General features: G+C 67.6%; 23 protein-coding genes. 15 read left to right on the forward strand and 8 right to left on the reverse strand.

All coding sequences use genetic code 11. From position 1 onward, the window contains the following. The first annotated feature begins 73 nt into the window (after nt 1-73). The 5 genes from EV278_RS03285 (at nt 74) to eno (ending at nt 5,024) form a co-directional block, all read left to right on the forward strand. Nucleotides 74-1,726: a CTP synthase gene (locus EV278_RS03285; protein WP_132086629.1), complete on the forward strand. Its 1,653-nt coding sequence runs from the start codon at nt 74-76 to the stop codon at nt 1,724-1,726. Continuing rightward, a complete protein-coding gene (locus EV278_RS03290; protein ID WP_132086631.1) occupies nt 1,726-2,181 on the forward strand; it encodes a hypothetical protein in 456 nt (151 codons plus the stop codon). Before EV278_RS03285 ends, EV278_RS03290 begins: the two co-directional genes overlap by 1 nt. A gap of 86 nt (nt 2,182-2,267) precedes the next feature. Then, nucleotides 2,268-2,450 (forward strand): 50S ribosomal protein L32, encoded by a 183-nt coding sequence (gene rpmF / locus EV278_RS03295; RefSeq protein ID WP_007671126.1) that lies wholly within the window; start codon nt 2,268-2,270, stop codon nt 2,448-2,450. 179 nt (nt 2,451-2,629) lie between these two features. Further along, complete coding sequence (locus tag EV278_RS03300; RefSeq protein ID WP_132086633.1) at nt 2,630-3,640, forward strand: retroviral-like aspartic protease family protein; 1,011 nt, start codon at nt 2,630-2,632, stop codon at nt 3,638-3,640. Nucleotides 3,641-3,743: 103 nt separating this feature from the next. Further along, nucleotides 3,744-5,024 (forward strand): phosphopyruvate hydratase, encoded by a 1,281-nt coding sequence (eno, locus tag EV278_RS03305; protein ID WP_132086635.1) that lies wholly within the window; start codon nt 3,744-3,746, stop codon nt 5,022-5,024. A 170-nt stretch (nt 5,025-5,194) separates the two neighbouring features. On the opposite strand, the gene EV278_RS03310 is transcribed toward eno, so the two are convergent. After that, complete coding sequence (locus EV278_RS03310; RefSeq protein WP_132086637.1) at nt 5,195-5,689, reverse strand: hypothetical protein; 495 nt, start codon at nt 5,687-5,689, stop codon at nt 5,195-5,197. Between the two features lie 523 nt (nt 5,690-6,212). Between EV278_RS03310 and EV278_RS03315 the strand changes: the two genes are divergently transcribed. The 7 genes from EV278_RS03315 to lpdA all read left to right on the forward strand — a co-directional run bounded on the left by EV278_RS03315 (nt 6,213) and on the right by lpdA (nt 12,861). Beyond that, entirely contained in the window at nt 6,213-6,509 is a 297-nt protein-coding gene (locus EV278_RS03315) for a septum formation initiator family protein (protein ID WP_035074961.1), read from the forward strand. 162 nt (nt 6,510-6,671) lie between these two features. Continuing rightward, complete coding sequence (pdhA, locus tag EV278_RS03320; protein WP_132086639.1) at nt 6,672-7,703, forward strand: pyruvate dehydrogenase (acetyl-transferring) E1 component subunit alpha; 1,032 nt, start codon at nt 6,672-6,674, stop codon at nt 7,701-7,703. Further along, nucleotides 7,700-9,073, forward strand: coding sequence for a pyruvate dehydrogenase complex E1 component subunit beta (locus EV278_RS03325; RefSeq protein WP_132086641.1), 1,374 nt, complete (start codon nt 7,700-7,702; stop codon nt 9,071-9,073). The genes pdhA and EV278_RS03325 overlap by 4 nt, the downstream gene beginning before the upstream one ends. Before the next feature lie 397 nt (nt 9,074-9,470). Beyond that, on the forward strand, nt 9,471-9,566 hold the full coding sequence (locus EV278_RS23900) for a hypothetical protein (protein ID WP_162251612.1): 96 nt from the start codon (nt 9,471-9,473) through the stop codon (nt 9,564-9,566). A 12-nt stretch (nt 9,567-9,578) separates the two neighbouring features. Further along, nucleotides 9,579-10,874: a pyruvate dehydrogenase complex dihydrolipoamide acetyltransferase gene (locus EV278_RS03335; RefSeq protein WP_132086645.1), complete on the forward strand. Its 1,296-nt coding sequence runs from the start codon at nt 9,579-9,581 to the stop codon at nt 10,872-10,874. 22 nt (nt 10,875-10,896) lie between these two features. Next, on the forward strand, nt 10,897-11,373 hold the full coding sequence (locus EV278_RS03340) for a glutathione peroxidase (RefSeq protein WP_132086647.1): 477 nt from the start codon (nt 10,897-10,899) through the stop codon (nt 11,371-11,373). 87 nt (nt 11,374-11,460) lie between these two features. Further along, nucleotides 11,461-12,861: a dihydrolipoyl dehydrogenase gene (gene lpdA / locus EV278_RS03345; protein ID WP_132086649.1), complete on the forward strand. Its 1,401-nt coding sequence runs from the start codon at nt 11,461-11,463 to the stop codon at nt 12,859-12,861. Nucleotides 12,862-12,961: 100 nt separating this feature from the next. Here lpdA and EV278_RS03350 read toward each other — a convergent pair whose 3' ends face one another. The 3 genes from EV278_RS03350 to EV278_RS03360 form a co-directional block, all read right to left on the reverse strand. Further along, the gene (locus tag EV278_RS03350; RefSeq protein WP_132086651.1) at nt 12,962-13,357 is read right to left on the reverse strand and encodes a DoxX family protein; all 396 of its coding nucleotides are present in this window, start codon (nt 13,355-13,357) and stop codon (nt 12,962-12,964) included. Between the two features lie 26 nt (nt 13,358-13,383). Then, entirely contained in the window at nt 13,384-14,937 is a 1,554-nt protein-coding gene (locus EV278_RS03355) for an AMP-binding protein (protein ID WP_132086653.1), read from the reverse strand. A gap of 143 nt (nt 14,938-15,080) precedes the next feature. Beyond that, nucleotides 15,081-16,136, reverse strand: a complete 1,056-nt coding sequence (locus EV278_RS03360; protein ID WP_132086655.1) for an alpha/beta hydrolase — start codon at nt 16,134-16,136, stop codon at nt 15,081-15,083. 83 nt (nt 16,137-16,219) lie between these two features. Here EV278_RS03360 and lipA point away from each other — a divergent pair, with 83 nt between their 5' ends. Both lipA and EV278_RS03370 read left to right on the forward strand, forming a co-directional pair. After that, entirely contained in the window at nt 16,220-17,197 is a 978-nt protein-coding gene (gene lipA / locus EV278_RS03365) for a lipoyl synthase (RefSeq protein ID WP_132086657.1), read from the forward strand. A 4-nt stretch (nt 17,198-17,201) separates the two neighbouring features. Then, nucleotides 17,202-17,654, forward strand: coding sequence for a type II toxin-antitoxin system RatA family toxin (locus EV278_RS03370; protein WP_132086659.1), 453 nt, complete (start codon nt 17,202-17,204; stop codon nt 17,652-17,654). Between the two features lie 89 nt (nt 17,655-17,743). Here EV278_RS03370 and EV278_RS03375 read toward each other — a convergent pair whose 3' ends face one another. Both EV278_RS03375 and EV278_RS03380 read right to left on the reverse strand, forming a co-directional pair. Then, nucleotides 17,744-18,544 (reverse strand): enoyl-CoA hydratase/isomerase, encoded by an 801-nt coding sequence (locus EV278_RS03375; RefSeq protein ID WP_132086661.1) that lies wholly within the window; start codon nt 18,542-18,544, stop codon nt 17,744-17,746. Between the two features lie 83 nt (nt 18,545-18,627). After that, entirely contained in the window at nt 18,628-19,689 is a 1,062-nt protein-coding gene (locus EV278_RS03380) for a GGDEF domain-containing protein (protein ID WP_132086663.1), read from the reverse strand. A 472-nt stretch (nt 19,690-20,161) separates the two neighbouring features. Between EV278_RS03380 and EV278_RS03385 the strand changes: the two genes are divergently transcribed. Beyond that, nucleotides 20,162-21,316 (forward strand): glycosyltransferase 61 family protein, encoded by a 1,155-nt coding sequence (locus EV278_RS03385; protein ID WP_132086665.1) that lies wholly within the window; start codon nt 20,162-20,164, stop codon nt 21,314-21,316. Between the two features lie 40 nt (nt 21,317-21,356). Here the strand turns inward: EV278_RS03385 and EV278_RS03390 are convergent, their stop codons facing one another. After that, complete coding sequence (locus EV278_RS03390) at nt 21,357-23,210, reverse strand: DEAD/DEAH box helicase (RefSeq protein ID WP_132086667.1); 1,854 nt, start codon at nt 23,208-23,210, stop codon at nt 21,357-21,359. Nucleotides 23,211-23,316: 106 nt separating this feature from the next. Then, nucleotides 23,317-24,522, reverse strand: a complete 1,206-nt coding sequence (locus EV278_RS03395) for a winged helix-turn-helix domain-containing protein (protein ID WP_132086914.1) — start codon at nt 24,520-24,522, stop codon at nt 23,317-23,319. Between the last annotated feature and the right edge of the window lie 72 nt (nt 24,523-24,594).

Here is a 24,594-nt window from a genome sequence, read left to right on the forward strand (position 1 = left end):
CGGCGAGATTTTACTGTTGATGAACGCCGGTCTTTTCCCCGGCGAGGTCGAATCACGCCTAATCTGATCGCCCATGACCCGGTACATCTTCATCACCGGCGGCGTGGTTTCCTCCTTGGGAAAAGGCCTCGCCTCCGCGGCGCTCGGAGCGCTCCTGCAGGCTCGCGGCTACAAGGTTCGCCTTCGTAAGCTCGACCCCTATCTCAACGTCGATCCGGGCACGATGTCCCCGTATCAGCACGGCGAGGTCTTCGTCACCGACGACGGGGCCGAGACCGACCTGGATCTTGGTCACTACGAGCGCTTCACCGGCGTGTCGGCCACCAAGGCCGACAACATCACCACCGGCCAGATCTACAAGACGATCATCGAGAAGGAGCGCCGTGGCGACTACCTGGGCGCGACGGTCCAGGTGATTCCGCACGTCACCAACGAGATCAAGGACTTCGTCCTGTCGCCGGCCATGGACGAAACGGGCGAGAAGGCCGTCGACTTCGTGCTGGTCGAGATCGGCGGCACGGTGGGCGACATCGAGGGCCTGCCGTTCTTCGAGGCCATCCGCCAGCTGCGCCAGGACCTGCCGCGCGGCCAGAGCTGCTACGTGCACCTGACCCTGCTGCCGTTCATCAAGACGGCCGGCGAGATGAAGACCAAGCCGACCCAGCACTCGGTCAAGGAACTGCGCTCGATCGGCATCCAGCCCGACATCCTGCTGTGCCGCTGCGAGCAGGACATCCCGGTCGAGGAAAAGCGCAAGATCGCCCAGTTCTGCAACGTGCGGCCCAGCGCGGTGATCCAGGCGATGGACTCATCGTCGATCTACGCGGTGCCGATCGACTACCACAAGGAAGGCCTGGACGCCGAGGTGCTGGACGTGTTCGGCATGAGTGACGCGCCCAAGCCGGACCTGTCGCGCTGGGAGGCGATCGACCAGACCGTCAACCATCCCGACGGCGAGGTGACCATCGCCGTGGTCGGCAAGTACACGGTCCTGAAGGACGCCTACAAGTCGCTGATCGAGGCCCTGCACCACGGCGGTCTGGCCAACAAGGTCAAGGTCAACCTGGACTGGGTGGAGAGCGAGACCTTCGAGGGCGATCCCGGCGCCGCGGCGGCGCGTCTGGAGAACGCCCACGCCATCATGGTGCCCGGCGGCTTCGGCGAGCGGGGGGCGGAAGGCAAGATCCGCGCCGCCCAGTTCGCCCGCGAACGCAAGGTGCCGTACTTCGGCATCTGCTTCGGCATGCAGATGGCGGTGATCGAGACGCTGCGCAACGTGGCCGGCGTCAAGGACGCCTCGTCCAGCGAGTTCGGGCCCACCGAGCGTCCCGTGGTCGGCATCATGACCGAGTGGATCAAGGGCAACGAGACCGTCCAGCGCCGCTCGGGCGACGACCTGGGCGGCACCATGCGCCTGGGGGCTTACGACGCCGTCCTGACGGCGGGTTCGAAGGTCGCCCAGATCTACGGAACCACCGACATCAGCGAGCGCCACCGCCACCGCTACGAGGTCAATATCGGCTACGCCCACCTGATGGAGGACGCCGGCCTGAAGCTGACCGGCCGCTCGCCCAACGGCGTGCTGCCCGAGATCGTCGAGCGCGATGACCATCCGTGGTTCATCGGGGTGCAATATCACCCCGAGCTGAAGAGCCGTCCGTTCGCCCCGCACCCCCTGTTCGCCAGCTTCATCGCCGCGGCGAAAGAGCAGGGGCGGCTCGTCTAGTGAAATACGGCAGGACGTTGGGTCGCTTTGTACCGCCGTCCATCGCCATTGGCCTATGGATAGCCGCGCTTTATTTTCCCGCCATGAAGGTTTGCCTTTCCACAGGTAAGGCAAGCTGGTGGGAAAACGAGATTATCGTCGGGTTTGGATATATGGGCGTGTTGGCGGGCCACTTCGGGTGGTTTGCCAATCTCGCGTTGGTCGGTTGGGCGATAAACCTTTTGGGCGGTTTCAGAAGCATCACCTGGCTTCCGCTGACGGCATTCGCATTAGGATGTTCGGGTCTGGTGCCTGGGTCCATCTGGGACGATGCTGGCACAAGCGGATATGTTTGCGGTCGTGGTTTGGGGTTCTGGCTATGGTTTGCCGCAACAGCCGTTCCACTCGCAAATCTGGTAGTTAGCGCTTTTGTGAGCAGCCTTTGGCGTTGGCGCTTGAAGTTCCAGTCGGTCTGAGGCATAAGCGCGCCCTCACACGGCGGCCTGGGTCTTTCCCGAGTCGCCGTCTCTAATTTTCAAGCTCAGCGAGCAGAGTCACTTCGATGGCCGTTCCCAAAAGAAAAACTTCGCCTTCTCGCCGGAACATGCGCCGGTCGCACCACGCCCTGGGCGCCAACTCCTTCGTCGAGGACAAGGACTCGGGCGAACTGCGCCGTCCGCACCACGTCGATCTGAAGACCGGCCTGTACAACGGCAAGCAGATCCTGACGCCGAAGGAAGACTAGTCCTTCGGTCCGCTCCGCACCGGGGAGCGACAAGACGAAGCCTGAAAGGCGGCGGTCTCCGGACCGCCGCCTTTTCGCTGTTTCACCCCGCGACGAAACGTCCTCCTCGCGCCCAGCGGCATGGAATTCGACGGTCTGGTCGAAAAACCATGTTATCCTGGCGGCAGGGAGATTTGCCCATGCTCACACGCCGGGATCTAACGGCGGGACTGGGATTGTCGCTGATGGCCGAACAGGCCTGGGCTCGATCCGCGACGCCCGCGCCTTCGCCGGGACAGGCCTCGCCTCAGGCGCCGGCTACGCCTTCGAGCCTCGTTCCGCCCCAGGCCGAGCCGCCGGCGGTCTTCCTCGACACGGCGCTGGACGCGATCGACCGGATGACGGTCGAGGTCTTCATCAACGCGCAAGGGCCCTTCAACTTCGTGATCGACACCGGCGCGGACCGCAGCGCCCTGTCGACGACCCTGGCCGAGCGCCTGGGTCTGGAGCGCGGGCCCGACGTGATGCTGCACGGGGTCGGAGGTTCGGCCCTGACCCCGACGGCCAAGGTGCCGCTGATGGTGGCGGGCGACTCGCGGATGAAGGACGCCGAGCTCCCGGTGCTCACGCCCGAGCGGCTGGGCGTGGACGGCCTGCTGGGCGTCGACATGCTGGACAATCGCAACGTCATCATGGATTTCCGCCGCAAGCGGCTGGAGGTCCGTCGCAGCAGCCCGTTGTCGGCCGCCTATCCCGGCGTTCGCGAGGTCTCGGTCCTCGCCGACGCCCGTTTCGGCCGGCTGGCGGTCGCCAACGCCCGGGTCAGCGGCGTGCGCTGCGTGGCCTTCATCGATTCCGGCTCCGGCGCCAGCATGGGCAACATGGCCCTGGCCCAGGCGATCAAGCTGCGGGTGCGCCGCAAGCCCGAACCGGCCATGGCCGTCCGGCTGATCGGCGTGGCGGGCGAGGCGACGGTGGGCGAGCTGCGCATCGTCCGCTCGATCGAACTGGGCGCCCTGCGGATGACCAACCTGCCGCTGGTGCTGGCCGACCTGCACATCTTCGATATCTGGAACCTCAACGGCCGGCCCGCCGTGCTGCTGGGCGTGGACGTGCTCAAGATGTTCGCCCGGGTCGAGCTGGACTTCGGTTCGGACCGGGTGAAGTTCCGCCTGGGCAAGGGCTGGACGCCGCCGATCCTGCAGGCCTGACGCAGGGGGAGCCACGAACGCCCGTTCCGACGATCCGGCCAGCGCCGGTTGCGGTCCGCGGCCCGCGCCGCTAAGGGGAAGCGCCTTTTGAAAGGGAGCTCCCATGACCGAGATCGTCGACATCATCGCCCGCGAAATCCTCGACAGCCGCGGCAATCCGACGGTCGAGGTCGACGTCGTCCTGGAAGACGGCGCCTTTGGTCGCGCCGCCGTGCCGTCGGGCGCCTCGACCGGCGCGCACGAAGCGGTCGAGAAGCGCGACGGCGACAAGTCGCGCTACGGCGGCAAGGGCGTCAAGGCGGCGGTGGAGGCCGTCAACGGCGAGCTGTTCGACGCGCTGTCGGGCGTCGACGCCGAAGACCAGCGCCGCATCGACAACCTGATGATCGAGCTGGACGGCACGCCCAACAAGAGCCGCCTGGGCGCCAACGCCATCCTCGGCGTCTCCCTGGCCACGGCCAAGGCCGCCGCCGAGTCGGCCGGCCTGCCGCTCTACAAATATGTCGGCGGCGTCTCGGCCCGCGTCCTGCCCGTGCCGATGATGAACATCATCAACGGCGGGGCCCACGCCGACAACCCGATCGACATCCAGGAATTCATGATCCTGCCGACCGGCGCGCCGACCTTCGCCGAGGCCCTGCGGATGGGCGCGGAGATCTTCCACGGCCTGAAGAAGGCCCTGAAGGACGCCGGCCACAACACCAATGTCGGCGACGAGGGCGGCTTCGCCCCGAACCTCGGTTCGGCCGAGGACGCGCTGGCCTTCATCGTCAAGGCGGGCGAGGCGGCCGGCTACAAGTCGGGCGAGGACTTCGTCCTGGGCCTGGACGTCGCCGCCACCGAGTTCTTCAAGAACGGCAAGTACCAGCTGGAAGGCGAGGGCAAGAGCCTGGATCCGGCCCAGATGGTCGACTACCTGGCCAACCTGGCCGGCAAGTTCCCGATCCTGTCGATCGAGGACGGCATGTCGGAAGACGACTTCGAGGGCTGGAAGCTGCTGACCGACACCCTGGGCAAGAAGGTCCAGCTGGTCGGCGACGACCTGTTCGTCACCAATCCCAAGCGCCTGCAGATCGGTCTGGACAAGGGCCTGGCCAACTCGATCCTTATCAAGGTCAACCAGATCGGCACCCTGTCGGAGACCATCGACGCCGTCGATCTGGCCCACCGCAACGCCTATACCAGCGTCATGAGCCACCGTTCGGGCGAGACCGAGGACAGCACGATCGCCGACCTGGCCGTCGCCCTGAACTGCGGTCAGATCAAGACCGGCTCGCTGGCCCGCTCGGACCGGCTGGCCAAGTACAACCAGCTGCTGCGCATCGAGGAAGCCCTCGACGACCAAGCCGTCTATGCCGGTCGCGCGGTGCTCAAGGGCCGCTAGAGCATCGCGCGGAAAAGTGGACGCCGGTTTTCCGCAAAAGCGATGCGAAAACAGAAATCTAGAGCAAGCCGCCCGATTCCTATATCGCGCGGCTTGCTCTAGGCGATTCTTCGGCGCCATGTCTCGCCGCCGGGCACGACGGCGAGACATGGCGCGCCGGTCTTGCCGCGCTATTGCGCGATCGTGGGGGACCCTTCCTCCGCCACCCGTCCCAGGGTGCGCACTTCGGCCAGCGACAGGTCGGCCTTCTTGACGACATAGGCCGAGGCGGCGACAAAGCGTTGATAGGTCTGGACGTCGGAGGCGACGTCGTCGGGAGAGCCGGTGCGGCGACCGGCAAACAGCCTGTCGTCCATATAGGCGCCGCCCGCGGGCCGGACGGGCCGGCCGGGCAGGGGGACGTCGCCCATCACCAGGTCGCGGAGCTTGCCGCTGCGGGGCCGCCAGCCGCCGCCGTCCACACGCTCCAGACGCTCGGGGGCATAGGCCAGGGTCAGCAGCATGATCTGCATGGTCAGGCTGGCGGCCTTGTCGGCCTTGGCGTTGGAGTCGCTTTCCGCGCGGCCAAGTCCGAGCCCGAAGGTTATCCAGCGGCCGGAATCTTCCCACAGCGTGACGAAGGCGTCCTTGTCGAGCGGCACTTGCAGCCCGTCTCCGAAGTCCATCTTGGGCGGTTGGCCCTTGATGATGCTCGGCCCCGGACCGTCACCGGCGATTGAGCGTTGGCGCAGCGGTCGCGGCGCGCCGCCGTACGCCAGAGAAGGCGTCACCGCGGCGGCGGCGAGAGACAGGAAAAGAGCGCGACGTCCAAACATATAATCCCCCCAATTTCTTGTTACCGCTAACCTACAACGTCGATAGCCGCTTTTCAAAGCTCCGTGTGCATGTCGCGTTCGGCGATTCGGAGGGCTTTCATCGCGGATCGCTTAATCCGCAGGCGCCAGGCGCCGCGGTTCGCCCACAATTTTTCTAAAAGCCAATTTGGCTCTGCATCGCGCCGCCGCAGAAATCGCCGCCAAACGACCGTTCAGATGCTGCGACGCGGTATCTAGATGCCTTTGAAACCATCTCAAATGAAAGCGTTAGGGAACTGCTTTCAAGCTCTTGTCCCCACCCTGCAGAACCCCCCGTTTAGTAAGGCGTTAAGCATGATCGGGCAGGGTAAACTTCCCCTCCTGGGAATCGCTGATGTTCGCCCGACTGCAACCCTTCCTGCCGACCGCGGCGCTCCTTCTGCTGATCACCTACTTCGTGTTTCACGCCCTGACGGGCGAGCGCGGGCTGTTGTCGACGTCGCAGCGCAACGCAGATCTCGCCGCCAAGACGCTGGAGTTGAAGAAGATCCGCGCCGAAAGGATGGACCTGGAGGCCCGTGCTCGTCTATTACGCAGCGGCAGTTTGTCGGCGGACCTCCTGGAAGAACGCGCGCGTTCGCTCCTGGGATACGCCGATCCGAGAGACTACGTGATCCGCACCCCGCGCTGAGCGTTTGGTCGGAGAACGGGCCCTCGGCTCTGCCGACGGATCAGGCGAGCCTGGCCCGTTTCGGGTTTGACAAAGGGCCCCCATCTACGCGGAACCGAAGGTTCATTCGGCCGGTGGGCGTCCAGGAGTAGGCCGCGATGAAGATTGGCCAGGGAGAGTTGAATGGCGCGTACGCGCAAGGGTGAAGCCCCCGCGGGGAAGGCTGACGCCACCGGTGTCAACGCCTTCGTCGGCAAGGACGAGCTTCTGAAATTCTACCAGGACATGCTGTTGATCCGCCGCTTCGAAGAGCGGGCCGGCCAACTGTACGGCATGGGCCTGATCGGCGGCTTCTGCCATCTGTACATCGGTCAGGAAGCCATCGCGGTCGGCATGCAGTCGATCAAGGTCAAGGGCGACCAGATCATCACCGGCTACCGCGACCACGGCCACATGCTGGCCGCCGGCATGGATCCCAACGAAGTCATGGCTGAGCTGACCGGCCGCGCGGGCGGGTCGTCGCGTGGCAAGGGCGGTTCGATGCACATGTTCGATGTCGAGACCGGCTTCTACGGCGGCCACGGCATCGTCGGCGCCCAGGTCTCGCTCGGCACCGGCCTGGCGCTGAACAACCACTATCGCGGCAACGGCAATGTCGCCTTCGCCTATTTCGGCGACGGGGCGGCCAACCAGGGCCAGGTCTACGAGAGCTTCAACATGGCCCAGCTGTGGAAGCTGCCGGTCGTGTACGTGATCGAGAACAACCAGTACGCCATGGGCACCAGCGTCGAGCGTTCGGCGTCGGAGACCGCCTTCCACAAGCGCGGCACTTCGTTCCGGATCCCGGGCGAGGAAGTCGACGGCATGGACGTGATCGCCGTGGCCGAGGCCGGCGCCCGCGCCGCCGAGCACGCCCGCAGCGGCCAGGGCCCGTTCATCCTCGAGATGAAGACCTATCGCTATCGCGGCCACTCGATGTCCGACCCGGCCAAGTACCGGACCAAGGACGAGGTCGACAACGTCAAGCAGACCCGCGACCCGATCGACCACCTGAAGGAGCGCCTGGCCAAGGCCGGCGTCACCGAGGACGACCTGAAGGTCGTCGACGGCGAAGTGAAGCGCATCGTCGCCGAGGCGGCCGAGTTCGCCCGCACCAGCCCCGAGCCCGATCCTTCCGAACTGTACACCGACGTATACCTGGAGGCCGCCCAGTGACGGACATCCTGATGCCCGCCCTGTCCCCGACGATGGAAGAGGGGACCCTGGCCAAGTGGCTGGTCAAGGAAGGCGACACCGTCAAGGCCGGCGACGTGATCGCCGAGATCGAGACCGACAAGGCGACGATGGAAGTCGAAGCCGTCGACGAAGGCGTGATCGAAAGTATCGTCGTGCCCGCCGGGTCCGAGAACGTGAAGGTCAATACCCTGATCGCCAAGCTGAAGGGCGAGGGCGAATCCGCCTCGGCCGTCGCGGTTCCCGCGCCAGTGGCCAAGCCCGCCGCCGACGAGGCCAGGTCGGGCGAGCCTGAAAAGGCTCCGATCCCGGCCGGCGTTCCGTCGGCCGCCTCGACCTTCGCCGACTCGGAGATCCCGGAAGGCACGCCGCTGAAGAAGATCACGGTCCGCGACGCCCTGCGCGACGCCATGGCCGAGGAGATGCGCCGCGACGACCGCGTGTTCCTGATGGGCGAGGAAGTCGCCCAGTACCAGGGCGCCTACAAGGTCTCGCGCGACCTGCTGCAGGAGTTCGGCGACAAGCGCGTCATCGACACGCCGATCACCGAGCACGGCTTCGCCGGTCTGGGTGTCGGCGCCGCCATGGCCGGCCTGAAGCCGATCGTCGAGTTCATGACCTGGAACTTCGCCATGCAGGCGATCGACCAGATCATCAACTCGGCCGCCAAGACGCTGTACATGTCGGGCGGCCAGATCAAGTCGTCGATCGTGTTCCGCGGCCCCAACGGCGCGGCCTCGCGGGTCGGCGCCCAGCACAGCCAGGACTACGCGGCCTGGTACGGCAACGTCCCCGGCCTGAAGGTCATCGCGCCCTACGACGCCGCCGACGCCAAGGGCCTGATGAAGGCCGCCATCCGCGATCCGAACCCGATCGTCTTCCTCGAACACGAGATGATGTACGGCCACGAGTTCGACATTCCGGACGTCGAGGACTGGGTCGTGCCGATCGGCAAGGCCAAGGTCCGTCGCCAGGGCTCGGACGTCACCCTGGTGGCCTACAGCCGCATGGTCGGCTTCGCCCTGCAGGCGGCCGAGGAACTGGCCAAGGAAGGCATTTCGGCCGAGGTCATCGACCTGCGCACGATCCGTCCGCTGGACCACGACACGATCCTGGAAAGCGTCAAGAAGACCAACCGCCTGGTGACCGTCGAGGAAGGCTGGGGCCCGATGGGCGTCGGCGCCGAGATCGTCGCCCGGATCACCGAGTTCGGCTTCGACTACCTGGACGCCCCGCCGCTGCGGGTGCACCAGGAGGACGTGCCGCTGCCCTACGCCGCGAACCTGGAAGCCCTGTCGCTGCCGTCGGTCCCCAAGATCGTCAAGGCGGCCAAGACGGTCTGCTACCGGTGATCATCCGGCCCGTTCACCTAGGCACTGGCCTGTGTGAACGGGCAGGGAGGCCGGCATGACCCAGACCCTCAACGGCTCCTGCCACTGCGGCGCGGTGCATGTGCAGCTCGATCCCGGCAAGCCGGTGGCCGAGCTGGCCTTGCGGGCCTGCCAGTGCTCCTTCTGCCGTCGCCAGGGATCGCGGACCACCAGCGACCCGGGCAGCCGCCTGCACATCACCGCCGCCCCGGGATCGCTGACGCGCTACCGGTTCGGGCGGCGGGCGGTGGATTTCCTGATCTGCCGGGAATGCGCCGTCTACGTGGCGGCGATGATCGAGGACGAGGGCCAGGCCTACGCCACCCTCAACGTCGTGGGGACCGACCTGCCGGGTTTCGCCGATCGCGAGCCCGAACGGCTGGACTATCACGACGAAACGGACGAACAACGCCTTGCCCGTCGCAAGGCCAAATGGACGCCGACCGTTCTGGTCGAAGCCGTCCCGAACGCTTGAGGAAGAAGCTCAATGTCGATCGACATCCTGATGCCCGCCCTGTCGCCCACCATGGAGGAGGGAACCCTCGCCAAGTGGCACGTCAAGGTCGGCGACACCGTCAAGGCCGGCGACGTGATCGCCGAGATCGAGACCGACAAGGCGACGATGGAAGTCGAAGCCGTCGACGAGGGCGTGGTCGAGGCCATCCTGGTCGAGGCCGGGACCGAGAACGTCAAGGTCAACGCCCCGATCGCCAAGCTGGCCGGCGAGGGCGAAAGCCCCGCTCCGCCGCCCGCCAAGCCCGCGCCCGCCACTGAAGCGCCGAAAGCCGCTCCGGCTTCGGCCGCGCCTGCCCAAGCCGCCGGCGAAACCGCCGCTCCGGCCGCCGTTCCGACGGGCGATCGCGTGTTCGCCTCGCCGCTGGCCCGCCGCCTGGCCTCGGCCGCGAACCTGGACCTGAAGTCGATCGCCGGCACCGGCCCGCACGGCCGCGTCGTCAAGGCCGATGTCGAAGCCGCCCAGAAGGGCGGCGCGCCCGCCGCCAAGGCCGCGCCCGCTGCTGGCGCCCCGGCTCAGGCCGTCGCCGCCGCCGAGCCGCGCAAGGTGCTGTCGCTGGAGCAGATGGGCATCCCGGCCGGCTCCTACGACCTGGTCCCGCTGGACGGCATGCGCAAGACCATCGCGCGCCGCCTGACGGACAGCTTCCGCGACGTGCCGCACTTCCCGCTGACGATCGATCTGGAGATCGACGCCCTGCTGGCCGCGCGCGCCAAGATCAACCATCTGCTGGAAGGCCAGGGCGTGAAGGTGTCGGTCAACGACATCATCATCAAGGCCGTGGCCGTGGCCCTGAAGCGCGTGCCGGAGGCCAACGCCTCCTACACGCCCGAGGGCATCGCCCTGCACAAGCACGCCGACATCGCCGTCGCCGTGGCCATCGACGGCGGCCTGATCACCCCGATCGTCCGCGCCGCCGAGACCAAGGGCCTGGCCCAGATCTCGGCCGAGGTGAAGGACCTGGCGGCCCGCGCCAAGTCCAAGAAGCTCAAGCCCGAGGAATTCCAGGGGGGAACCTTCTCGGTCTCCAACCTGGGCATGTTCGGCATCAAGGCCTTCGCCTCGATCATCAACGAGCCGCAGGGCGCGATCATGAGCGTCGGGGCCGGCGAGCAGCGCCCGGTGGTCAAGGACGGCCAGCTGGCCGTGGCCACGGTGATGACCGTCACCCTGACCTGCGACCACCGCGTGGTCGACGGCGCGATCGGGGCCAAGTTCCTGGCCGCCTTCAAGCCGCTGATCGAAGAGCCGCTGACCCTGATCGTCTAACTCGGGCTGGGGAGGGGCAGGAATGTCCGTCTACGACTATTCCGCCAAGACGCTGGACGGCCAGGACGCGAGCCTGGCCGACTATCGCGGCCAGGTGCTGCTGATCGTCAACACGGCCAGCAAATGCGGCTTCACCCCGCAGTACGAGGGGCTGGAGGCGCTGTACCGCGAGTACAAGGACAGGGGCTTCACCGTCCTGGCCTTCCCCTGCAACCAGTTCGGGGCCCAGGAGCCCGGGAACGCCGAGGAGATCGCGAACTTCTGTTCGCTGACCTACGACGTGACCTTCCCGGTCCTGGCCAAGATCGACGTCAACGGCCCGTCGGCCCATCCGCTCTACGCCTATCTCAAGCACGAGCAGAAGGGCCTGCTGGGCACCGAGGCCATCAAGTGGAACTTCACCAAGTTCCTGGTCGGCCGCGATGGCGAGGTCGTCGAACGCTTTGCTCCCACCACCAAGCCTGAAGACCTGAAGCAGGCCATCGAGGCGCTGCTGTAACGCTCTCCTGGACCGGCCCCGAGGGGCCGATCGACCGACGCCGCACGGCTCCCCCCGGACGGCGTCAAAAGCTAGGATACGAAAGACATGTCCACGGAATTCGACGTCGTCGTCATCGGGGCCGGCCCCGGCGGTTATGTGGCCGCGATCCGCGCCAGCCAGCTGGGCCTGAAGACGGCGATCATCGAGCGCGAGAACCTCGGCGGCATCTGCCTGAACTGGGGCTGCATCCCGACCAAGGCGCTGCTGAAGTCCGGCGAGATCTACGAGCAGCTGTCGCACCTATCGGGCTACGGCCTGTCGGTCGAGAAGGCTTCGTTCGACTTCGGCAAGATCATCGAGCGCTCGCGCGGCGTGGCCAAGCAGATGTCCTCGGGCATCGCCTTCCTGATGAAGAAGCACAAGATCGAGGTTGTCGAAGGCGAGGCCAAGCTCGAGAAGGGCAGCCCGTCGCCGAAGGTGGTCGTGGCCCTTAAGGCGGGCGGCAGCCGCACGATCCAGGCCAAGAACGTCATCCTGGCCAGCGGCGCCCGGGCCCGCGACATCCCGGCCATCGGCGCGGTCTCGGACGGCGACAAGATCTGGACCTATCGCGACGCCCTGGCCCCCAAGGCCATGCCCAAGTCGCTGGTCGTCATCGGCTCGGGCGCCATCGGCATCGAGTTCGCCAGCTTCTACCGCGCCCTGGGCGCGGAGGTGACCGTGGTCGAGGCCGTCGACCGCATCATGCCGGTCGAGGACGCCGAGGTATCCAAGGCCGCCCAGAAGGCGTTCGAGAAGCGCGGCATCACCTTCCGCATCGGCGCCAAGGTGACCAAGGTCGAGAAGACCAAGGACGGCGTCTCGGTGGCCGTCGAGGTCGGCGGCAAGGCCGAGACCCTGACCGCCGAGAAGTGCATCGTCGCGGTCGGCATCGCCCCGAACACCGAGGGCCTGGACGCCATCGGCCTGAACATGGACCGCGGCCATGTCGTCACCGGCAAGCACGGCGAGACCAACGTCCCCGGCCTCTACGCGATCGGCGACGCCGCCGGTCCACCCTGGCTGGCCCACAAGGCCAGCCACGAGGGCATCCACGCGGCCGAGCACATCGCCGGCTTCAAGACCCCTCACGTCAACTCGCCGATCCCGGGCTGCACCTACGCCAACCCGCAGGTCGCCTCGGTCGGCATGACCGAGGCCGCGGCCAAGGCCGCCGGCGTCGACGTCAAGGCCGGCCGCTTCCCGTTCCGCGTCAACGGCAAGGCCGTGGCGGCCGGCGAGATCGAAGGCTTCGTCAAGACGGTGTTTGACGGCAAGACCGGCGCCCTGATCGGCGCTCACATGATCGGCCACGAAGTCACCGAGATGATCCAGGGCTTCGTCACGGCCATCACCCTGGAAGCCACCGAGGAAGACCTGCACGGCATCGTCTACGCCCACCCGACCATGTCGGAAGCCATGCACGAAGCCGCGCTCGACGCTTACGGCCGGGTGCTGCACATCTAGGATGACAACCGGGGACAGGCGCACGCGCCTGTCCCCCGACCGGTCACCGAAAGGGCGGCGCTCGATCGAGCGCCGCCCTTTCCTATTGAGCCGTGAGGCCCTACGGCCGCTTGCGCACCTGGGCGTCCAGGCTCCATTCGCCCGGTCCGGCGAAGACCAGATAGAGGAACACGAAGCAGAACAGGATCGCCGCCTCGCCGCCGTTCAGCGCCGGCCAGAAGCCCTTGGGGAAGTGGGCGAGGAAATAGGCCACGGCCATCTGGCCCGACAGGAGGAAGGCCACGGGCCGGGTGAACAGGCCCAGCACCAGCAGCGCCCCGCCGACCATCTCCAGCCAGGCGGCCGCCACCAGGATCGTCGGCAGCGGGTCCGGCACGCCCGGCTGGGCGGCGGGGAAGTGGAACACCTTCATCAGGCCGTGCTCCATGAAAAGCAGGGCGGCGATGATCCGCAGCAGGCTCAGGACGCGCGGCGCCCAGACGTTCAGTCGTTCCATGTCGGCCTTCCCTCAGGTGTTGTCGATCACGCGGCCCTGGCGTCCTGGTCGGCCATCCGCTGGATGGCGACATAGTCGGTCTTGCCGCTGCCCAACACCGGAACCTGCATGACCTTGAGGATCTTGCGCGGCACCGCCAGCTCCGGCGCGCCGATGCTCTGGGCGTGGGCCACCAGCGAGGTGACGGCGGCGTTCTGGCAATCGGTGACCAGGACCAGCTTCTCGCCCTTCTTCTTGTCGGGCATCGAGATCACCGCGTGGCGGCCATCGGGCCACACGGCGCTGGCCAGGTCCTCGGCGGCGGTCAGGGAGACCATCTCGCCGCCGATCTTGGCGAAGCGCTTCACCCGCCCCTTGATGGTGATCCACAGGTCGTCGGTGATCGTGACCACGTCGCCGGTGTCGTGCCAGCCGCCCTCGGGGGCGTCGACCCCGCCGTCCTCGCGCAGATAGCCCGACATGATGTTGGGGCCGCGCACTAGCAGGCGGCCGCCCTCGGGAATGCCTTCGACCGGCTCGATCTTCCATTCCTGGCCCGGCAGCAGGCCGCCCACCGTGCCGCGGCGATTGTCGTCGGGCTTGTTGACCGCGATCACCGGCGAGGCCTCGGTCGCGCCGTAACCTTCCAGCACCGGCACGTTCCCGAACCGCTCGGCGATCAGGTTGTGGGTCTCTTCCCGCACCTTTTCGGCGCCGCAGACGATGAACTTCAGGCCGGAAAGCTCGTCGCTGTCGGAGGCGCGGGCGTACTGGTTGACGAAGGTGTCGGTGGCCAGCAGCACCGAGGCGCCGGTGGCCTTCAGCAGCGCCGGGATTTGCTTGGTGTGCAGCGGCGAGGGGTATTGGAACGCCTTCATGCCCGTCAGCATCGGCAGGATCACCCCGCCGGTCAGGCCGAAGCAGTGGAACACCGGCAGCGGGTTGAAGAACACCCAGGCGGGATCCAGGTCGATGAAGGCCGCGATCTGCATCGCGTTGGAGACGAGGTTGGCCTGGCTCAGCACCACGCCGCGCGGCGCGCCGAAACTGCCCGACGTGAACAGCACCACGCCGGGGTCCGAAGGCTTGGCATGGGCGCGGAGCCGACGCGGGAAGGCGCCGGCCACGGCCGCGAACAGCTTGTCGCCGATGCCGATCGTGCCGCGCACGTCCTCAAGATAGGTGATCGTCGCCTTGGCCTCGAGGGCATCGACGATGTCGTGCAGCTTGCCCAGTTCGATGAACTTGTGGGCGGTCAGCACGCGCTTGACCCCGGCCAGCTCGCAGGCGGCGCGCAGGTTGCGCAGGCCGGCGGTGAAGTTGAGCATGGTCGGCACGCGGCCGAAGGCGTGCAGGGCGAAGAAGGTCACCACCGCGCCCGAACCGGACGGCAGCAGGATGCCGACATGTTCGCCCGGCTGGGTCATGGCCGCGATCTTGCGGCCCAGCGCGAAGCTGGCGCGCACAAGGTCGGTGTAGGTGAGCGGGTTGCGGTCCTGGTCTTCCAGGATCAGCTTCTTGGCGCCGTACTTGTCACGGGCGTCGAGCAGGGCGTCGAAGAGGGCCTTTTGGCCGTCCTGCGCGTTGAAAACTACCGGCATGCCGGCGAAACCTCCCGGAAGCGCGATCTCGCGCCCTCGTCTGATTGAAGCGGGACCCTAGCGATGGCGTGTCGCTTTGCAAACACCCGTTACGCGCGCGGAAGCGCACCGGTCCTTCTAAAATGCGCTCGACCCCCTGTCGTTCAAGGGGCGGCGGCCGGAGAGGCGGGGGCGGTCCGCAGGGCGTCATCGACCGCCTTCAGCCAGGAAGCCCGCACCGAATCCGTCTCCAGGTGCAGGGCGTGGCGGGCGGCGGCGTACCGGGTTTCGGCGCAGCGGGGCAGGGCGGCGCAGACTGCGCGCTGGGGCTGGGGCAGGGCTTTGACGTCCTGGCCGGCGTCCAGCATCACAACGGGGATGTCCACGCGCTTCAGGTCTCGGGTCGTCGCCTCCACCGCGTCGTAGAAGGCCGCGTACCAGGCCAGGCTCGGCGCGCCCATCCGCAAGTCGGGATTGGCCAGCCGCCAGGCCTGCTGCACGGCGCCCCGCGCCTGATCGTGGGTCAGCTTGGCGGCGACGCCGTCGGGGCCCTCGCGCTTCCAGCCGGCCTGGCCCGGATAGCGCAGGAACCCCAGCTTCAGGCCCCTGGCCCAGCGCGCCAGGCTGATCAGCTCGCCCTTGGACCGCGGCGGGTCGGCGAGGTCGAAATTGGGCGAGGAGAGGATCGCGGCGTCCGCTCGCAGCCCTTCCTCCAGCGCCCGCAGGGCGACCAGACCGCCGTCGCCGGCCCCCAGCACCACGAAGGGATCCTGGCCATTGGGGCGGATCACCGCCTTGACCATCGCCCGGGTCGCCGTGACGTCCGGCGCGAAGCTGGCGGCGTGGCCGAGGTCGCGCCACGGCGTGGCCCGCTCGGACCCGCCCTGGCCCTGGCGCTCCAGGATCCAGACGACGTAATCTAGGTCGTTGAGGTTGCGGGCCGTTTCGAACCACGCCTCGGCCGACTCGCCATAGCCCGGCAGGATCAGGATCTGCCCTCTCGGCGCGCCATGGGGGGCGGAGACGCCGTAGCGCTGCACCAGGTCGTCGCCGACCTTCACATAGCCCCAGGCCCAGCCGCCTGGCGGCTGGAAGCGGATATCGAGGGAAGGGGGCGTGCGGCTGTCGGCGAAGGGCGCGCGGACGTCCTCGTCGTCGCAGGCGGCGAGCGGCAGGGCCAGCAACAAGGCCAAGACGAAAACGGGGAGGCGACGACGCATTCCGCGCACTCATTTCGCGCCTTTGCGTCACATGCAAGAACGCAAGCTTGATCCGGAGGCCAAGAAGGCCGATCTAGGCCGTCATGGTCACCCTGATCGACACGCTGAACGCCCGCGCTCCCGAAGATCGCGCCGTCCGCCACCCCGAAAAGCAGAACCGCCCCGACACGCCGGTCCTGCGCAAGCCCGAGTGGCTGCGCGTCCGCGCCCCCGGGTCTCCTGGCTACAACGAGACCCGCGGCATTGTTCGCGACCACAAGCTGACCACGGTCTGCGAGGAAGCGGCCTGCCCGAACATCGGCGAGTGCTGGAGCCAGAAGCACGCCACCATGATGATCATGGGCGAGATCTGCACCCGGGCCTGCGCCTTCTGCAACGTCGCCACGGGGCTTCCGACCCAACTGGATCCCGACGAGCCGCGCCGGGTTGCCGAGGCCGTGGCCAAGATGGGCCTCAAGCACGTGGTCATCACCTCGGTCGACCGCGACGACCTGATCGACGGGGGGGCGCGCCATTTCGCCGAGGTGGTGCTGGCCATCCGCGCCGCCGCGCCGGGCACGACCATCGAGATCCTGACCCCGGACTTTTTGCGCAAGGACCGGGCCGAGAACGTGGTCATCGACGCCCGTCCGGACGTCTTCAACCATAATCTCGAGACCGTGCCGCGGCTCTATCTGAAGATCCGCCCCGGCGCCCGCTATTATCACTCGCTGCGCCTGCTGGAGCGGGTCAAGGAACGTGATCCCTCCCAGTTCACCAAGTCGGGCCTGATGGTCGGCCTGGGCGAGACCAAGGAGGAGGTCATGCAGGTGATGGACGACATGCGCTCGGCGGGCGTCGACTTCATCACCATCGGCCAGTACCTGCAGCCCACGCGCAAGCACGCCGCCATCGACCGCTTCGTGACCCCGGACGAGTTCAAGGCCTATGAAGCCATCGCCCGGGCCAAGGGGTTCCTGATGGTCTCGGCCAGCCCCCTGACGCGCTCGTCGCATCACGCCGGCGAGGACTTCGCCAAGCTGCAGGCCGCGCGCCGGGCGCTGGACGCGAAAGCGGGCTAGGCGCTTGCATCGTCACGTCGTTACCCGGGTGTTGCCCTATGCGCCCGAACAGCTCTTCGCGCTGGTCGGGGATGTGGAGGCCTATCCGCAGTTCGTGCCGTGGATCACGGCCATGCGCACCTGGAACGGCCGCGCCGACGCCCAGGTCTCGACCGTGGACGCCGAGGCCCAGGTCGGATTTTCGTTCCTGCGCGAGAAGTTCGCCACCCGGGTCCGGCGCGACGCGGCCGCTCTTTCCGTGGACGTCAGCCTGCTGTACGGCCCGTTCAAGCGTCTGTCGAACCAGTGGCGATTCCTGCCGCACGAGACCGGAACGACCGTGGAGTTCGTCATCGACTTCGCCTTCAAGTCCAGGGTCCTCGACGCCATGCTGGCCGCGAACATCGACAAGGCGGCGGCCAAGCTGATCAGCTGCTTCGAGGATCGGGCCAGGGTGATTTACGGGGCGAAGGCCTAAAGCCGGGGACACGTCCTTGCGGCGTGTCCCCAAGATCAAGCGTCGCGTCAGCCGTTGGGGGACACGCCGCAAGGGCATGTCCCCGGTCATCAACGTCCTCTGAAAGCGGCCGGGCGCTTCTGCAGGAAGGCGCTGACGCCCTCGATGAAGTCGTCGGTCTTGCCCGCGGCCTTCTGGCCCTGGCGCTCGGCCTGAAGCTGGGTTCCCCAGTCGGCGTCGAGGCTGTCCCAGACCAGCTTGCGGATGATCGAGAGGGCGGCGGGGCCGTCGGCCAGGTCGCGGGCGATGGCCGAGGCGGTCGTCATCAGTTCGGCGTCGGGCACGCAGCGATTGATCAGGCCCCAGGACAGCGCCGTGGGGGCTGAAACCTTGTCGCCCAGCAGCATCATCTCCATGGCCCTGGCCTTGCCGACCAGGCGCGGCAGCAGATAGGTCGAGCCGCCGTCGGGCACGAGGCCGATACGGCGGAAGGCTTGCAGGAAATAAGCGCTTTCGGCCGCCACGACGATGTCGCCCAGCAGGGCGAGCGAGCAGCCGATACCGGCGGCCGCCCCGTTGACCGCCGTGACGATCGGCGCCGGGAAGTCGCGCAGCAGGTCGATCAGCGGGTTGTAGGTGCTTTCCAGGGCCGCGCCCACGTCGGGCTTGTCGTCGGTGTCCATCTCGCGACCGGCTGGTCCGCCTGCCAGATTGGCGCCGGAACAAAAGCCTCGGCCTTCGCCGGTTAGGATCACGGCGCGCGCCTCGACCTCGCCGGCCGCGATCGCGCAGAGGGCATGGGCCAGCTCGCGGGCCATGTCCAAGCCGGCGGCGTTGAGGGTGGCGGGATCGGCCAGGGTGATGACAGCCACGCCGTCGGCGGCCTCGAGCCGAATCTTCCCATAGGTCATGGCGTTCTCCCAAAGGCTTTGCCGTCGCGCCGGAGTCTAGGCGCGACTAACCTTGGGGAACGCCAGAAAAATTATGCGGACGATCAGGCCGCGTTGGCCGAGTCCGGCTTGGTCTCGGCGGCGGTGACGCGGTTGCGGCCGCCGCGCTTGGACGTATAGAGCGCCGCGTCGGCCCGTTCCATGACCGAGTGGCCGCTCTCGCCCGGACGACGCTCGGCGAAGCCCGACGAGATGGTGATCGCGCCCAGATCCTCGTTGGTCGAGCGGCGCTTGAGCATGCGCGAGGACACCTCGACGCGGATCTCCTCCAGGGTGCCGGCGACCAGGGCGGCCGACTCCCGCGGGAAGATCATCGCGAACTCTTCGCCGCCGTAGCGGGCGGCGAAGCGCGGCGGAGCGGCGACCCGGCCGATGACGCTGGCGACGTAACGGATGACCTGGTCGCCCGTTTGGTGGCCCCAGGTGTCGTTGAAGCCCTTGAAATGGTCGATGTCGAGCACCGCCAGGCACAGGGTGGCGCCGGCCTCGTCGGCTTCCGAGCAAGCGCGATCCAGCTCTTCGTCGAAGGCCTTGCGGTTGGCCAGGTTGGTCAGGCCGTCGGTCGTGGCGTCGCGGCGGACCTGTTCCAGGTGCTCGCGCAGGCGATCGACCTCGGCGGTGGACTCCGCCAGGCGAGTCTCCAGCGACTTGTTTTCCTTCTGGACGCGGCGGGTGGCCTCGGCGAGGCCCGTCACCACGGCCTTGATCTTGTCGACGTCCTGCGAGGCGTCCAGATCCTTGGCCGCGCCGGTCAGCGTCTTGCCGTAGGCGGTGTTGCTCTTCTGGGCGTCCTGGATGGCCTTGGAAACTGACTCCAGTTCCTTGCTCAGCAGGTCGCCGGCGTCGCGGATCTGTTCGTTCAGCCTGGCCTTGGGCAGATAGGTGGCGGCCAGTTCTTCGCTGAGCGACTCGGTAAGCGGTTCGCCCAGCGAAATCAGGCGGGTCAGTTCGCGGGCCAGGGCGCCGTCCGGATCGGCGACGAAGTGGGTCCACAGCTCGAAGTTCAGCGCGGTCGGCCACACCTGATGGCGTTCCATCAGGCTCAGGGCGCGGCCGGCGATCTTGTAGGCCTCAGGGCCGCGCAGCGTGGTCTCGACGTCCGACATCTCAAATCCCCCAGCAGCGCCACATCGCCGGATGCACGCTTGGAGCCACAGTCTAGGCGGAAGAGTTCAAACGACCCGTTAAGAACGAACGGTGTTCGCTTTTGCCTTCCTCTACTGGTGGCTTCGTTATCGCTGATAAGATTGGGCCTTGGGCCATTGAGAGGACCAGAATCGGGAATGGCTACGCCAAATTCAACCTGAAATCCTCCAGAACACGCTTTTTCGAGTCTCCGAGACGCCGAAAGCCGCGGGCCTGCGACAAGGCGTCCCGACGGCGGAACCTCGTATCGACTGGCTTGATCGCTGGCATAACCGGCGCCTTGAACGCCGATTTTGGGCGGGTGCTCAAACGTGGTAGCCAAGCCCGATCGGCGTCGATCTCCCATGCGCGGTGATCCGCAGCCGCCAGCGGGAAAGATCAAGCGTTGGGCCATCGATTGCCTCGCAACGATTCCCGTGATGGAAAGCGGCCATGCGCCAGGCCAAGCTGCTTCGGATCCTTGACGAGACGGGCCTTCTGCCCGCGACGGATCTTGTGGCGTTCAGACGGGCGGCGGAGGAGGGCGGGCCCCCGGCGCGGGCCGAGCTGCCGGAGATCGGCCAGCGCTCAACCGACGCGTTCCGGATCGGCGGGCCGGCGGCGGATGCCTGGCCGTTCGAGCATCGGCCTCCGTCCAGCCGATCCGTTTCCTTGTGCCTGACCCGCGACAGACTTCATCTGCCGGGCTTTGGCGCCATTCTGTCTTCGGACGGAATGGTGCTGAGAGCATCTGCGCGCGAGGCGATGGAACGGTGGCCGGATCTTTCGGGCCTGCCGGGCGCCAAGGTCGCCAATGGCGTCACCCACCTGGCGATCCCGGCCCATGTTCCGACCTTCGAGCGGGCCGCCGTGTTCCTCGCCTGGGGCGGGACCTTCAACTACGGGCACTTCGTGCTCGACTGCTTGCCCTCCCTGGTGGCGCTCGACGAACAGGGACTGTTGGAACGGTATCCGCCCATCGCGCCGCCGCTGAAGGCGTGGCAGCGCGACCTGATCGCCATGACGATCGGCAGGCCGGTCCGCGAAGTGAAGGCCGATCTCGTCAGCCTGGGCGCGGCTGTTCACGCCACGAGCATGGATCACTACCTGCACGGCCCCGGCGATCTGCTGGCGCGAACCCGAGCCCGGATCCTGGCGGCGGCGCCGGGGCCTCGGACGAGCGGACGGCGGCTCTATTTCTCGCGCCGGAGCCATTCGATGCGCGTGATGGTGAACGAGGCGGCTCTGGAAGCGGCGTTGCGCACGCGGGGGTTCGAGATCGTCAGACCTGAACGCCTGCGCGCGGCGGACCAGATCCGGATGATGCGAGAGGCGCAGGTCGTGGTGGGCCCGACGGGCGCGGCCATGACCAACGCCCTGTTCGCGCCAACCGGCGCCAGGATCGTGGAGATTCAGCCCCGGAACTTCACGAGCCAATGGGTGTGGGCCGCCAGTCGATGCGCGGGAGCGGAATGGCGCGGCTATGTCTGCGCGTCGCCGGTCGATCCGCGCGCGGTGGCCTGGCGCCACCGTGTCCGCCGCGGCTTTCGCTTTGGCTACGATCTTCCGCTGGACGACTTCCTGGCTTTCGTCGACGCGGCGCTCTGAACGAAAAAGGGACACGCGAGCTCCGCGTGTCCCTGGATGTTTAGTCCTCGCTGTCGCTGACCGGCGCCAGGCGTGGCGGGGCGCGCATCAGGAAGGCGGGGGTGTCGTTGCCGAAACCGACCACGCGACGATCATCGTCGTCCTCGCGGCCGCGAACCGGCTGGACGCCGCGCACCGGCAACGGAGCGTTGGCGCGCGTGGAACGCTCGGCTTCGACGCGTTCCGGGTTGCGCTCGGGGCGAGGCGCGCGTTCGGCTTCGGCGCGGGGGTGTTCGGTCCGTTCTGGACGGCGGTCGCGATCACGACCGCGTTCGCGGCGAGCCGGACGATCGCCCTCGGCGCGTTCCGAACGCGAGATCCGTTCAGCGGCCGGAGCGGCTTCGACGGCCGGCTGTTCGACGACGGCGTCCTGTTCGATGCGGGGCTGGCGGCCACGGTCGCGCGAGGAGCCGCCACGATCGCGGCGGGGCTTTTCGTCGGCGGGCGCCTCGGTTTCCGGCGCCTCGGCGGCGACGACCGGATCCGCTTCGCCGCGCGGCTTGCGGCCGCGGGCCGGACGCTTGGCCAGCGGTTCGCCGGGCGCCGACGGGATCGGCTCGCCGGCGATCGCGGCGTCGAGGTTGGCGGCGGCCACGTCCGAGGGTTCTGTCGGGGCGCGGTTGCGATCGCGATCCCGGCCTCGCTCTCCGCCCCGCGAGCGGTCGCGGTCTCGGCCGCCGCGCTTGCCGTCGCCTTCGCGGCGGACGGTCACGGCGTTGGAATAGTCGAGGTCGAGCTTTTCTTCCTGCGGGGTCGAGCCGATCAGCTTGACCACCTTGTCGAAGCCCTTGTCGTCGGCGGGGGTCACCAGCATGTAGGTGATGCCCGAACGTCCGGCTCGGCCGGTGCGGCCGATGCGGTGGACATAGTCGTCGGCATGGTGTGGGACGTCGTAGTTGAAGACGTGGCTGACGGCCGGGATGTCCAGGCCGCGCGCGGCCACGTCCGAAGCCACCAGGATCTTCAAGGAGCCGTCGCGGAAGGCCGCCAGGGTCTTCATGCGCTGGCTCTGGTCCAGATCGCCGTGGATGGCGGCGGCGTCGAAGCCGTGGCTCTTCAGCGACTTGGCGACGATGTCGACTTCGGTCTTGCGGTTGCAGAACACGATGCCGGTCTCGATCTGCGCCTTCTCGATCAGGGCCCGCAGCGCCAGGCGCTTGGCCTTGGGATCGGACGACGGCACCTTGACCAGCAGCTGGGTGATGTTGGCGTTGGTCGTGGCCGGCCTGGCGACCTCGATCCGCACCGGATCCTTCAGGAACTGCTTGGTCAGGCGGGTGATTTCCGGCGGCATGGTCGCCGAGAAGAACAGGGTCTGCTTCCGGGGCGGGGTCAGCTTGAAGATGCGCTCGATGTCGGGGATGAAGCCCATGTCGAGCATACGGTCGGCTTCGTCGACCACCATGATCTGCACGCCGGTCATGAGCAGCTTGCCGCGCTCGAAATGGTCGAGCAGGCGGCCAGGCGTGGCGATCAGTACGTCGACGCCGCGGTCGAGCTTCTTCTCCTGGTCGCCGAACGACACCCCGCCGATCAGCAGAGCCCAGGACAGCTTGGTGCCCTTGGCGTACTTCTCGAAGCTGGCGGCGACCTGGTCGGCCAGTTCACGGGTCGGAGCGATGACCAGAGCGCGCGGCATACGGGCCTTGGCGCGGCCCGAAGCCAGCTTGTCGACCATCGGAAGGGTGAAGGCGGCGGTCTTGCCTGTACCCGTCTGAGCAATGCCCAGGACATCCTGTCCGGCGAGGGCGACCGGGATCGCCTGGGCCTGGATCGGAGTGGCGGTCGTATAGCCGGTGTCGGCGACCGCCTGGAGGGTCGTGGGCGAAAGCCCGAGTTCGGAAAATTCTGTCATTTCACGCTGGTCTGTCTCGGAGCCGCCCGTGCTTGGGCGAGCGGGCGGCGCGGATTCGCCAGACCTGCTCCGAAGCTGGGGATAAATAGGCCGAAGCCAGCCAAAGTCAATGTCCGCCGACTTCGGCGGCCAGGGTCGAACTGAGGTCTCCGCTGGATGCAACCGCTACGCCCGCAAGGCCCAGCCAGGTGGCCATCAGCCGCAGTTCGGCCGCCAGGACGACGGGCGTGGCGGCGTTGGCGGCCGGCTCGCGGTGCGCCGAGAGCACCCGCAGCAGGCCCGCCTTGCGGTCCGCCTTCAGGTCGACCCGGGCGGTGATCGCCTCGCCCTGCAGGAAGGGCAGTACGTAGTAGCCATGGGTGCGCTTGTGCGCGGGGGTGTAGATTTCCAGACGGATGCGGACGTCGAACAATCGCTCGGCCCGCTCGCGGAACCAGATCAGGTTGTCGAACGGCGAAAGCAGGACGTTGGCGGTGATCCTGCGTGGCCGTCGGACGTCGGGCGCCAGATAGGCCGGCTGGTCCCAGCCCTCGACGGCCACCGGCGCCAGTTCGCCGGCCTCGACCAGTTCGGCGACGCCAAGGCGAGCGTCGGCCACGCCCATGCGGAAATAGTCGCGCAGGTCGCGCTCGGTGGCCACGCCCAGGGCCCGGGCCGCGCGCCGCAGCAGGATGCGATGGGCTTCTGCGCGCGACGGGGTCGGGGCGGACCACACCGCCTCAGGCAAAACCTCTTCCGGCAATCCATAGACACGCTCAAAGGTTCCGCGGCGGGTGGCGGTGGTCAGTTCTCCGGCCCAGAACAGGCACTCGGTGGCCCGCTTGGCCTCGCTCCAGCCCCACCAGCCGCCCTGGCCACGCTCGCCCAGGTCCAGTTCGCCGGCCGACAGCGGGCCGCGTTCGTGGATGGCCGCCAGGGCCTTGTCGATGAACGGCCGGTGCTCGGCCAGGAACCGGGCGACGCCCTTCCAGACCCCGACGCCTCGGCGGGCGTCCTCCATGCGCCAGCGCAGCAGGGGCTGCAGGTCCAGCGGCATCAGCGAGGCCTCGTGGCCCCAATATTCGAACAGCGTCGGCTTCCGGCCCCAGGCCAGATCCTCCAGAAGGCCGCGCGGATAGGCCCCCAGCCGCGAGAACAGCGGCAGGTAGTGCGAGCGGGAGACGACGTTGACGCTGTCGATCTGCAGGACGGCCAGCCGCTCGATCAAGGCGATCAGATGGCGTCGGCTCGGCTTGGCGGGACGAGGGTCCGCGAACCCCTGGGCGGCCAGGGCGATGCGGCGGGCTTGCTTGTGCGACAGGGTTTCGACCATGGGCCGAATGAGCATGGCGGGGACTGCGGTGACAAGCCGCCGCACGGCGCCCTGCTGACGGGGGACGTCACC

Origin of the sequence: Caulobacter sp. BK020, assembly GCF_004342605.1 — a bacterium.
Taxonomy (GTDB): Bacteria; Pseudomonadota; Alphaproteobacteria; order Caulobacterales; family Caulobacteraceae; genus Caulobacter.

Bases quoted from the DNA above. Each gene is read 5' to 3' on its own strand.
- EV278_RS03285 (WP_132086629.1), top strand. From the start codon at position 74: ATGACCCGGTACATCTTCATCACCGGCGGCGTGGTTTCCTCCTTGGGA.
- rpmF (WP_007671126.1), top strand. From the start codon at position 2,268: ATGGCCGTTCCCAAAAGAAAAACTTCGCCTTCTCGCCGGAACATGCGC.
- EV278_RS03300 (WP_132086633.1), top strand. From the start codon at position 2,630: ATGCTCACACGCCGGGATCTAACGGCGGGACTGGGATTGTCGCTGATG.
- eno (WP_132086635.1), top strand. From the start codon at position 3,744: ATGACCGAGATCGTCGACATCATCGCCCGCGAAATCCTCGACAGCCGC.
- EV278_RS03310 (WP_132086637.1), bottom strand. From the start codon at position 5,689: ATGGACTTCGGAGACGGGCTGCAAGTGCCGCTCGACAAGGACGCCTTC.
- EV278_RS03315 (WP_035074961.1), top strand. From the start codon at position 6,213: ATGTTCGCCCGACTGCAACCCTTCCTGCCGACCGCGGCGCTCCTTCTG.
- pdhA (WP_132086639.1), top strand. From the start codon at position 6,672: ATGGCGCGTACGCGCAAGGGTGAAGCCCCCGCGGGGAAGGCTGACGCC.
- EV278_RS03335 (WP_132086645.1), top strand. From the start codon at position 9,579: ATGTCGATCGACATCCTGATGCCCGCCCTGTCGCCCACCATGGAGGAG.
- EV278_RS03340 (WP_132086647.1), top strand. From the start codon at position 10,897: ATGTCCGTCTACGACTATTCCGCCAAGACGCTGGACGGCCAGGACGCG.
- lpdA (WP_132086649.1), top strand. From the start codon at position 11,461: ATGTCCACGGAATTCGACGTCGTCGTCATCGGGGCCGGCCCCGGCGGT.
- EV278_RS03350 (WP_132086651.1), bottom strand. From the start codon at position 13,357: ATGGAACGACTGAACGTCTGGGCGCCGCGCGTCCTGAGCCTGCTGCGG.
- EV278_RS03355 (WP_132086653.1), bottom strand. From the start codon at position 14,937: ATGCCGGTAGTTTTCAACGCGCAGGACGGCCAAAAGGCCCTCTTCGAC.
- EV278_RS03360 (WP_132086655.1), bottom strand. From the start codon at position 16,136: ATGCGTCGTCGCCTCCCCGTTTTCGTCTTGGCCTTGTTGCTGGCCCTG.
- lipA (WP_132086657.1), top strand. From the start codon at position 16,220: ATGGTCACCCTGATCGACACGCTGAACGCCCGCGCTCCCGAAGATCGC.
- EV278_RS03375 (WP_132086661.1), bottom strand. From the start codon at position 18,544: ATGACCTATGGGAAGATTCGGCTCGAGGCCGCCGACGGCGTGGCTGTC.
- EV278_RS03380 (WP_132086663.1), bottom strand. From the start codon at position 19,689: ATGTCGGACGTCGAGACCACGCTGCGCGGCCCTGAGGCCTACAAGATC.
- EV278_RS03385 (WP_132086665.1), top strand. From the start codon at position 20,162: ATGCGCCAGGCCAAGCTGCTTCGGATCCTTGACGAGACGGGCCTTCTG.
- EV278_RS03390 (WP_132086667.1), bottom strand. From the start codon at position 23,210: ATGACAGAATTTTCCGAACTCGGGCTTTCGCCCACGACCCTCCAGGCG.
- EV278_RS03395 (WP_132086914.1), bottom strand. From the start codon at position 24,522: ATGGTCGAAACCCTGTCGCACAAGCAAGCCCGCCGCATCGCCCTGGCC.